The organism is Actinomadura kijaniata NBRC 14229, assembly GCF_001552175.1.
GTDB lineage: Bacteria > Actinomycetota > Actinomycetes > Streptosporangiales > Streptosporangiaceae > Spirillospora > Spirillospora kijaniata.
On the sequence record NZ_BCQR01000002.1, the window covers coordinates 38,030 to 47,220 of the forward strand.

At 74.8% G+C, this 9,191-nt stretch carries 12 protein-coding genes; 5 read left to right on the top strand and 7 right to left on the bottom strand.

Translation table 11 applies throughout. The annotated features are described in order from the left end of the window. Window positions 1-2 precede the first annotated feature (2 nt). On the bottom strand, window positions 3-788 hold the full coding sequence (locus AKI01S_RS00865) for an SDR family oxidoreductase (RefSeq protein WP_067811101.1): 786 nt from the start codon (window positions 786-788) through the stop codon (window positions 3-5). Window positions 789-864: 76 nt separating this feature from the next. Beyond that, on the bottom strand, window positions 865-1,464 hold the full coding sequence (locus AKI01S_RS00870; protein WP_067811103.1) for a hypothetical protein: 600 nt from the start codon (window positions 1,462-1,464) through the stop codon (window positions 865-867). Window positions 1,465-1,537: 73 nt separating this feature from the next. Between AKI01S_RS00870 and AKI01S_RS00875 the strand changes: the two genes are divergently transcribed. Next, window positions 1,538-1,978 (top strand): NUDIX domain-containing protein, encoded by a 441-nt coding sequence (locus tag AKI01S_RS00875; protein ID WP_067811106.1) that lies wholly within the window; start codon window positions 1,538-1,540, stop codon window positions 1,976-1,978. 145 nt (window positions 1,979-2,123) lie between these two features. Beyond that, window positions 2,124-2,336, top strand: a complete 213-nt coding sequence (locus AKI01S_RS00880) for a hypothetical protein (RefSeq protein ID WP_067811108.1) — start codon at window positions 2,124-2,126, stop codon at window positions 2,334-2,336. 30 nt (window positions 2,337-2,366) lie between these two features. Here the strand turns inward: AKI01S_RS00880 and AKI01S_RS00885 are convergent, their stop codons facing one another. After that, complete coding sequence (locus AKI01S_RS00885) at window positions 2,367-3,332, bottom strand: ornithine cyclodeaminase family protein (protein WP_067811111.1); 966 nt, start codon at window positions 3,330-3,332, stop codon at window positions 2,367-2,369. Window positions 3,333-3,372: 40 nt separating this feature from the next. After that, the gene (locus tag AKI01S_RS00890; protein WP_067811114.1) at window positions 3,373-4,362 is read right to left on the bottom strand and encodes an ABC transporter ATP-binding protein; all 990 of its coding nucleotides are present in this window, start codon (window positions 4,360-4,362) and stop codon (window positions 3,373-3,375) included. Here AKI01S_RS00890 and AKI01S_RS00895 point away from each other — a divergent pair. Further along, window positions 4,361-5,491, top strand: a complete 1,131-nt coding sequence (locus tag AKI01S_RS00895; protein WP_083998707.1) for a S1 family peptidase — start codon at window positions 4,361-4,363, stop codon at window positions 5,489-5,491. The genes AKI01S_RS00890 and AKI01S_RS00895 overlap by 2 nt on opposite strands. A 102-nt stretch (window positions 5,492-5,593) precedes the next feature. Here the strand turns inward: AKI01S_RS00895 and guaD are convergent, their stop codons facing one another. Then, on the bottom strand, window positions 5,594-6,925 hold the full coding sequence (gene guaD / locus AKI01S_RS00900) for a guanine deaminase (protein WP_157419567.1): 1,332 nt from the start codon (window positions 6,923-6,925) through the stop codon (window positions 5,594-5,596). Window positions 6,926-7,344: 419 nt separating this feature from the next. Between guaD and AKI01S_RS00905 the strand changes: the two genes are divergently transcribed. Both AKI01S_RS00905 and AKI01S_RS00910 read left to right on the top strand, forming a co-directional pair. After that, window positions 7,345-7,638, top strand: coding sequence for a hypothetical protein (locus tag AKI01S_RS00905; RefSeq protein ID WP_067811122.1), 294 nt, complete (start codon window positions 7,345-7,347; stop codon window positions 7,636-7,638). Further along, window positions 7,635-8,243, top strand: a complete 609-nt coding sequence (locus AKI01S_RS00910) for a hypothetical protein (protein WP_067811125.1) — start codon at window positions 7,635-7,637, stop codon at window positions 8,241-8,243. Before AKI01S_RS00905 ends, AKI01S_RS00910 begins: the two co-directional genes overlap by 4 nt. Window positions 8,244-8,267: 24 nt before the next feature. Here AKI01S_RS00910 and AKI01S_RS00915 read toward each other — a convergent pair whose 3' ends face one another. Both AKI01S_RS00915 and AKI01S_RS54135 read right to left on the bottom strand, forming a co-directional pair. Then, window positions 8,268-9,005, bottom strand: a complete 738-nt coding sequence (locus tag AKI01S_RS00915; RefSeq protein WP_067811128.1) for a thioesterase II family protein — start codon at window positions 9,003-9,005, stop codon at window positions 8,268-8,270. Continuing rightward, complete coding sequence (locus tag AKI01S_RS54135; protein WP_281185696.1) at window positions 9,002-9,136, bottom strand: hypothetical protein; 135 nt, start codon at window positions 9,134-9,136, stop codon at window positions 9,002-9,004. The genes AKI01S_RS00915 and AKI01S_RS54135 overlap by 4 nt, the downstream gene beginning before the upstream one ends. Between the last annotated feature and the right edge of the window lie 55 nt (window positions 9,137-9,191).

Genomic DNA, 9,191 nt, shown 5'->3' on the forward strand with positions numbered 1-9,191 from the left:
CCTTACAGGTCGGGCAGGCCGAGGTCGAGGTTGGGCGTCTCGACGCCGCCGTCCACGCGCAGCACCGATCCGGTGACGTAGGCGGCGGCCGGGGAGGCGAGGTAGAGGACGGCGGCGGCGATGTCCCCGGGGTCGCCGATGCGGCGCAGCGGCGTGCCCGCCTCCATCTGGGCGCGCAGGTCGTCGTTGGTCATCACGATGTCCAGCGCGGAGGTGGCGACCGAGCCGACGGCGATGGCGTTCACCCGCACCTTCGGGGCCAGGTCGGCGGCGGCGAGGCGGGTGTAGTGGGCGAGGGCGGCCTTGGCGGTGCCGTAGGCCAGGAAGCCCCGGCCGGTGATGCGGCCCATGACCGAGGAGATGTTGACGACCGCGCCCCGGGACTCCAGCAGGTGCGGGAGGGCGGCGCGGGTGAGGGCGTGCGCGTTGCTCACGTTGAACTGGAACGCGTTCTCAAGATGCTCGGCCGTGGTGTCCTGGAACGGGCGGGGCAGGGCGCCGCCGACGTTGTTGACGACGATGTCGAGCCGTCCGAGGCCATCGGCGGCCCGTTCGGCGAGCCCGGCGGCGGCGTGCGGGTCCGACAGGTCGGCGGGGACGACCAGCGCCCGCCGCCCGGCGGCCTCCACCTCCGCGGCGACCTTGCGCAACTGTTCCTCGGTGCGGGCGGACAGCACGACGTCGGCCCCGGCCTGCGCGAGGGCGACGGCGCTGGCCGCCCCGATGCCGCGCCCGGCGCCGGTGACCACGGCGACCTTCCCGTCCACCCGGAAGCGATCCCAGATCATGCCCCGACCCTAGATCAAAGTAGAACGTGTTCCAATGGGCGGGCGGGGTGGAATCCGCGGCACCGGCCGCGTCCGGTCAGCCGACGTCCGGCCCGGCGTCCGGCCCGGCGTCCGGCTCGTCGTCGGCGCGCAGGTCGTGCGCCCACGCCGGGACGTCGGTCCGCCCCCGCCGCGCGCGCTGCTCCATCATGAGCCGCAGCCGGGACCGGTAGCGCGCGACGTCGGGCGACACGGCCGCGAACCAGCCGGTCACGCTCCCCCACGCGCGCCGCGCCTCCTCCCCCTCGATGACCAACCACACCGGCGGGTCGTCGTCGCCGAGGTCGGCCCCGTCGATGACGTGGTACTCGTACGCCTGGTGCTCGACCAGCACGAACATGCCGCCGGGGTCCGCCAGCGCGCCGCCGGCGACGGCCCGCGCGCAGCGCTTGGCCCGGGCCCCGTCCAGCCGGATCCCGAACGCGCTCCCGGCCAGCCACCGTCCCGGCCGCGCCCCGACGCGGCGCAGCACCTCCCGCACGGCCTCCGGCAGCCGGTCCACCCCCTGGGCGGCCGCCGCCGCGTCGATCTGCTCCTCCGACGCGCCCGCCACCGACTCACGCCGCAGCCCGTCGGCGACGACCTTCTCGAAGATGCCCCGCACCCGCTCCCGCGCGTCCGCCGACCGGTTCCCCATGCGGGCAGCCTAGGCGTTCGGCCGCACCCCGGCGAGGCGCGATGATGGGGGAGGACAAGGGACGGTGGATGACGTGCAGTGGTTGCTCGCTCGTGTGTGGAAGCGGTTGAGCGGCCGGGTCCAGTGGCGGTTGATGTGGCTGCGCAACGCCACGTTCATGGTCGGTGTGACCGGGGTGGTGCGGGACGCGCAGGGGCGGGTCCTGCTGTTGCGGCACCGGTACTGGCCCGAGGGGCGCGAGTGGGGGTTCCCCGGCGGGTACGCGGTGCGGGGCGAGACGTTCGAGGGCACCGTCGAGCGGGAGGTGCGGGAGGAGACCGGGCTGGAGGTGGAGGTCACCCGGCTCATCCATGTGCGCAGCGGCTACCGCCTGCGGATCGAGGTCGCCTACGAGGCGGTGCCGGTGGGCGGGACGCTGCGGCCCGACGGGACGGAGATCCTGGAGGCGCGGTGGTTCGATCCGGCGCGGCTGCCGGAGCGGATGCAGCCCTCGCACCGGGCGTTCATCCGCTGACCCGCGGGACGGGTGGGGCGGGCGGGTGTCAAGCCCGCTGACCGGTGCCGGGCATCTCGCGGGCAACCGCTGTGAACGCGGGACATCTCGCGCGTCCTGCGGTACACCGGAATGAGCACCCTGACGCGCCGGAGGTGGTGCCGCGATGACCCGTCGTCGATCCCGGCCACGCGGCCATCGCGCCGCCTGCCCCACGGGCAAGGTGAGGTTCCGGGACCGCATCGCCGCGACCCTGGCGCTGGCCACGATCCAGCGCAACGACCGTCCCGGCCGCGACAAGCTGGAGGCGCGCGTCTACCGCTGCCCCTCCTGCGGGGGCTGGCACCTGACGTCGGGCAAGTCGCGCGTGGCACGGTAGCGCCGCGGGCCGGCCGCCCGGCCGGGCCGGTCAGCCGAGGAAGTCGAACCGCGTGCCGACGCCCGCCTCGGCGGCGGCGCGGTAGGCGGTCCACGACAGCGCCAGGTCCTGCCAGGGCAGGCCGACCGGGGCGTAGACGGTGACCTCGCCGTCGCGGACCCGGCCGGGGGCCTGGCCGCGCAGCACGTCGTGCAGCGTCCCGGCGGCGTGCTCGACGCCCAGCCCGGCGGCGCCCAGCACCCCCGTCTCGACGGCCAGGGCGACGTCGTCGACGACGACGCGGGCCTCGCGCAGCAGGTCGGCGGCCAGTTCGCACTTGCCGGGCTCGTCGGCGCCGAGTGCGGTGACGTGCGCGCCGAGGGCGATGTCGGCGGCGTGCAGCAGCGGCCGCCGCGCCCAGGTGGCGACCACGACGATGGCGGCGTCCTGGGCGGCGATGCGGGGCTCGGCGGCGACGGAGGTGGGGATGCGCAGGCGCGCGCCGTGGCGTTCGGCGAAGTCGGCGGCACGGCCGGGGTCCAGGTCGCAGACGGTGAGGGCGCGCGGCGGGCGCAGCGCGGCCAGGCCGCGCATGACCAGTTCGGCCTGCGCGCCCGCGCCGACGACGGCGACCGTCCCGCCGCCGGGTCCGGGGTCGTGGCGGGCGAGGGCGTCGGTGCCGAGCGCGGCGGCCAGCCCGGTGCGCCAGGCGGTGACGGTGGCCGAGTCCAGCACGGCGAGCAGCTCACCGGTCTCCAGGTCGTGCAGGCAGACCACGCCGCGCAGGGCGGGCCGGGAGCCGGGGAACTTCGCGTTCACCTTGACGGTGTAGGCGGGCACGCCGGGGACCAGGCCCGGGATCAGGGCGGTGGCGCTGCCCGGGCCCGGCAGGGACGTGACGACGCGGCGCGGCGGCACCTCGCCCGTCTCGGCGGTGAAGCCGCGGCGCAACGCGGCCAGGCAGTCGGCCGGGTCGAGCAGGCGCTCCAGGTCGGACCGGTTCAGCAGCAACGTCACCGGACCATTGTCCATGGATGTCGGGCTTGTCGCGAACGGGTCATCGGGGGCGGCGGCGTTCGGCGACCAGCTCGTCCCACTCGGTCATCCAGTTGCGCCCCTCGTCGTCGATGAACGAGCCGGGCGGCGGCTTGACCCGGTGGCGGCGCAGCCACTCGCCGGGGCGTCGCATCGAGGGGCGGACCCGGCCGTCGCTGGGCATGAGTTGCGGCGGGATCGGCGCGGGCATCGCCTGGTAGGCGCCCTCGTCGTCGATCTGGGACTGGTCCTTCTCCTCGGCCATGCCGATGGGGCCCTGGCGGCGGGCGTTGAAGAACTGGTTGACCGCCGGGTGGGTGCTGGACAGGACCATCTCGCGCGGCCCGAACATCACCAGGCCGCGCCGGAACAGCAGGCCGAGGTTGTCGGGCAGCACCCGCGCGGTGCCGATGTCGTGGGTGACGATCAGGAACGTCGCGCCGAGCTCGCAGTTGAGGTCGACGAACAGCTGGTTGAGGTAGGCGGTGCGGACCGGGTCGAGGCCGGAGTCGGGCTCGTCGGCCAGGATGATCTCGGGGTCGAGGACCAGCGCGCGGGCCAGCCCGGCGCGCTTGCGCATCCCGCCGGAGATCTCGCCGGGCAGCTTGTCCTCGGCCCCGGTCAGGCCGACCATCTCCATCTTCTCCTGGACGATCCGCCTGATCTCGCTCTCGCTCTTGCGGGTGTGCTCGCGCAGCGGGAACGCGATGTTGTCGTAGACGTTCATGGAGCCGAACAGGGCGCCGTCCTGGAAGAGCACGCCGAACCTGCGGCGCATCTCGTAGAGCTCGCTCTCGCGCAGCCGGGGGACGTCGCCGTCGCCGACGTAGACGTGGCCCCGGTCGGGGCGCAGCAGCCCGATGAGGTTCTTCAGGAAGACCGACTTGCCGGTGCCGGACGGGCCCAGCAGCGCGGAGATCTCCCCGGCGGGGATCGTGAAGGTCACGTCCTCCCAGATGACCTGTCGCCCGAACGACTTCCTCAGCCCTTCCACCCGGATCTCGATGCCCATGGCGACTCCCACGGCGGGTGAACCGGGGGCGGGAGTTCCGCGTCCTACTTTCGGTTCCCACCGTTGCTCGACGATACGTCGGGACGCGGGCGCGGCCCAGGAGCGGACCGGTATTGGACAGCACGTCCACCGATGGACCGCCCAACCCGCCGGCCCTGCCCGCGATCCTCGGGCCCACCAGGCCCGCGAGCAGGCGCAGGTGGCGCGTGCCCTCGCCGACCGGCTCGGCGCGCGGACCGCCGGGTCCTACCCCGACCGGGCGACCGGGAGGCTGGTCGTCACGGTCACCGACGCCGACGCCGCGCAGGCCGTGCGCGCCGCCGGGGCGGAGCCGAAGACGGTCGGGCGCGGCCGCGCCGACCTGAAGAAGGTGGAGGCCGCCCTCAGGCGGGACGCCACCGTGCCCGGCACCGCGTGGGCGATCGACCCGGCCGCCAACCAGGTCGTCCTGTCCATCGACGGCACGGTCCGGGGCGCGAGGCTGGCCAGGGTGAAGAGGGCCGCCGCCAAGCACGGCCCGGCGGTGCGCACCCGGAGCGTGTCCGGGAAGTTCCGGCCGTTCACCTCCGGCGGCGAGGCGATCTGGACCAACGGCGGGCGCTGCTCGCTCGGGTTCAACGTGAGGAAGGGACGCGAGCACTACTTCCTGACGGCGGGCCACTGCACCGCCACCGGCAGGTCGTGGTTCGCCGACCAGGGCACCACGAGGAAGCTGGGCGACACCGCCGGGTCGTCGTTCCCCGGCGACGACCACGGCCTGGTCAAGTACACCGCCGCCCCCGAGGACACCAGGGGGGAGGTGAGCCTGTACGGCTCCACCCGCGACATCACCGAGGCCGGTGAGGCGACCGTCGGCCAGAAGGTCACCCGCAGCGGCTCCACCACCCAGGTCCACGAGGGCGAGGTCACGGCCCTGGACCAGACCGTGAACTACCAGGAAGGATCGGTCAGCGGCCTGATCCAGACGACGGTCTGCGCCGAGCCCGGCGACAGCGGCGGCGCGCTGTTCGCCGGCTCCACCGCGCTCGGCCTGACCTCCGGCGGCAGCGGCGACTGCTCCGCGGGCGGCACGACGTTCTTCCAGCCCGTCGGCGAGGCCCTCAGCCGGTACGGCGTGACGATCTACTGATCCTCGCGGAGCGGTCTCCGCTCCCGCTCCGCGACCCCGGCCCCCGGCGCGCCGCCCGCTGACAGCGACGCACCGGGGGCCACCCCTTTTCCGGGACCGCCGTCAGGGGGCGGGGCGTTCGTACTGGGGGCGGCCCGCGATGTAGGTCGCCTTCACCGCGCGGTCGTCGCCCAGGGTCGCCAGGACGAACAGCTTCTCCTCCAGGGATTCGGCGCGGGCCGTGCGGAACTCCAGCAGCGGCGTCGCGCGCGGGTCGAGCACGACCACGTCCGCCTCGTGGCCCGGGGTCAGGGTGCCGATGCGGTCGGCCAGGTCCAGGGCCTCGGCGCCGCCGAGCGTGGCCAGGTGGAACAGCCCCGTCGCGGGCAGGGGGAACGAGCGCAGCGCGGCGACCTTGTAGGCCTCGTTCATGGTGGCCAGCAGGGAGAAGCTGGTGCCCGCGCCGACGTCGGTGCCGAGGCCCACCGGGATCGGGCGCCGCCGGTCCTTGGCCTCCTTCAGGTCGAACAGGCCGCTGCCCAGGAACAGGTTCGAGGTCGGGCAGTGCGCCAGGGCCGCGCCGGCGGCGTGCAGGCGGTCGCGTTCGGCGGGCGTCACGTGCACCCCGTGCGCGAACACGGCGCGGCGTCCCACCAGGCCGTGGTGGTCGTAGACGTCCAGGTAGCCGTCGCGTTCGGGGAACAGCTCGCGCACCTGCGCGACCTCGTCGGCGCTCTCCGACAGGTGCGTGTGCACGTGGACGTCGGGGTGCTCCTTCCACAGGGCGCCCGCCGCCTCCAGCTCCGCGGGGGTGCAGCTCGGCGCGAAGCGCGGCGTGATCGCGTAGCCGGTGCGGCCCCGGCCCTGCCAGCGGTCGAGCAGGGCCCGGGAGTCGTCGTAGGCGCGCTGCGCGGTGTCCAGCAGGCCGGGCGGCGCGTCGCGGTCCATCATCACCTTGCCCGCGATCATCCGCATGCCGCGCCGGTGGGTCTCCTCCAGCAGCGCGTCGACGCTGCCGGGGTAGGTCGCGGCGAACGCCAGCGCGGTGGTGGTGCCGTTGCGCAGCAGCTCGCCGACGAAGAACCGCGCCGCCCGGCGGGCCTCGGCCGGGTCCCCGAGCCGCTGCTCCTCGGGGTAGACGTACTCGTCCAGCCACTCCATGAGCCGCCCGCCGTAGGAGGCGATCGCGCCGGTCTGGGAGTAGTGCACGTGCGCGTCCACGAACCCGGCGGAGATCAGGTGGTCCCGGTGGTGGTCGACCGGGGCGCCCGCGGGGAGCGCGTCCCTGACCTCCCGGTACGGCCCCACGGCGGTGATCATGCCGTTCCGGACGACGACCAGGCCGTCCTCGTGGTGCGTCAGGGCCTCGTCCCCCACGAGGAAGGGGTCGCCGGTGAAGTAGACGACCTCGCCGCGCAGGCCCCGGGTGTCGGGCGCCGTTCGTTCCGTGCTCATGTCCATCCCCCCGTCCCCACGATAGGAGCGGCGCCGGGGAGGGCGGGAGGGCGGGTCGCGTCGAACTGCCTGGACGCGACGACACGGCCGGGCCGGTGTTGGCACCACCGGCCCGGTCACATCATTCCGCTTCGGGTTCAGCGAAAAGGAATGTGTCGGGCTCCACAGTAGCCGCCCGCTCCGATGACCACCAGTTGGGGCCGGGGTCGCGCGAAGGGCGTGAAAATTTCACCGAAAGGCACGCTTCTCTGAGTCTGGTGGCACAGCATCGGACGGGCGGCCTCCTTACCGTGCGTTCCAAGGGAGCAGTTTCCGGAGGGCTGTTCGGTTCTCCGCGCGGGAGCCGGAGAACGTCCGGCCGGTGTTGGCACCACCGGCCGGGCGGACCGGGCGGCCTCGGGTTCAGCGAGGAGGTCGCGATGATCCAGAGTCAGGCGCCCCCGGTCGTGGTACCGGGGACGGGTGAGCCGCCGGCGCGGGACTCCGTGCGCGGGTGGCTGCGGTGGATCGGGTACCGGGTGTTCGCGGTGCACGACGCGCAGGCCCGGGCGATGGGGCTGGAGGTCGCCGAGAGCCCGACCGGGCTGCGGCGCGCCTACCGGGACCCCCGGTTCCACGGGCTGGCGGTCTGCGTGCGGGACGGCACGCACGTCGGCGAGGCCGGGACCGTCTGCGGGCGGTGCGGGGCGCGGTTCTTCCGGGAGACGGCGTGAGCGCGCGGGACCGCGCGGCGGCGCGGCTGATGGAGGAGATGCTGGTCCGGGGACGTCCGGCGGCGCGGCCGTACCCGTGGACGGTGGTGTGGCGGTGGCGGTACGAGCTGGCGGCGGCGGGCCTGGCCGGCGGCCTCTGGTACGCCGCCGGCGGCTGGGCGGTCGCCGTCCTGGCGGTGGCCGCGGCCGGGCTGGCGACGGTGCCGGCCGCGCGGGAGTGGGCGTGGGTCGTCGTCACCCCGCACCGGGTCCGCGCCGCGTGCGCGGAGCTGCGGATCCAGAACCACCGCGGGCGGCTGCCCGCGGTGGTGCGGACGAGCCGGGCGCCGTACGGCGAACGGGTGCTGCTGTGGTGCCCCGCCGGGACCGCGCCCGAGGACTTCGCGGCGGTGCGGCCGCTGCTGGCCAGCGCGTGCTGGGCCGGTGACGTGCGGGTCGTCGCCGACGCGCGGCGGCGACAGTTCGTGACCCTGGAGGTGGTGCGCCGGGGTCCCGACCCTTCCGTGGTCCGGATGGAGCCGGACGCCGGGAGGGAGGCGGGGGCCCGGAGGGAGCCGGGCGAGCGCGTGCCGACGGGGGTCGCGTACGGGAGTCGGCCGCGCTGAGCCCCGGGGGCCCGACCGGTCCCGTCAGGGGCCGGTCGGAACCTCCAGGATCCGCATGATCTCGGCGAGCACCCGGGACCGCTGCGGGACGAGGTAGAAGTGGTCGCCGGGGAACTCGCGCCGGGCGAAGGGCCCGTCGGTCAGCTCGCCCCAGCGGGCGGCGTGGGCCGCGTCCACGTGGGGGTCGCGGTCGCCGGTGAACGCCGTGAGCGGCACGGTGAGGCGCGGCTCGGGGACGTGCGTGTAGTTCTCGATCAGCGCGAAGTCGTTGCGGATGTAGGGCAGGACCAGCTCGCGCAGCTCGGGGTTGCGCATCGCCTCGGCGTCGGTGCCGCCCAGCCCGACGACCTTGGCGACGAGGGCGTCGTCGTCCTTGTCGGCGAGCCGCTCGCCGCCCCGGTCGTGCGGGGGGCGGGCGCCGGAGGCGAACAGGTGGACGGGAGTGTGCCCGCGCCGCTGGAGCAGGCGGGCGACCTCGTAGGCCAGGACCGCGCCCATGCTGTGCCCGAACAGCGCGAACGGCCGTTCGGTGAGCGGCGCCATCGCCCCGGCGATCAGGCGGGTGAGCTGCCCGGCGTCGGACACCAGGGGGTCGCGCATCCGGTCGGCGCGGCCGGGGTACTGGACGACGTGGACCTCGACGGCGGGACTGATCTCCTTGGCCCAGGCGCGGTAGAACACCGCCGACCCGCCCGCGTGCGGCAGGCAGAACAACCGCAGCGACGCCCAGGGCCGGGCCTCGGCACAGCGGAACCAGCTCATGACACCGCCCGGTCAGGACCGAAGAGCGTCACGCTCGCGAGCTCGCGGACGATCGTGAAAGCGACAGGGGAAGCCCCGGCGTCACAGCGCCAGGACCGGCCGCGCGGAAGCGCGGCGATGAGCAGGGTCATGGCGCCACCTCGTCTGAGCCGGGGAACGTCACGATCGAGAGCCTACGAGCAGCCG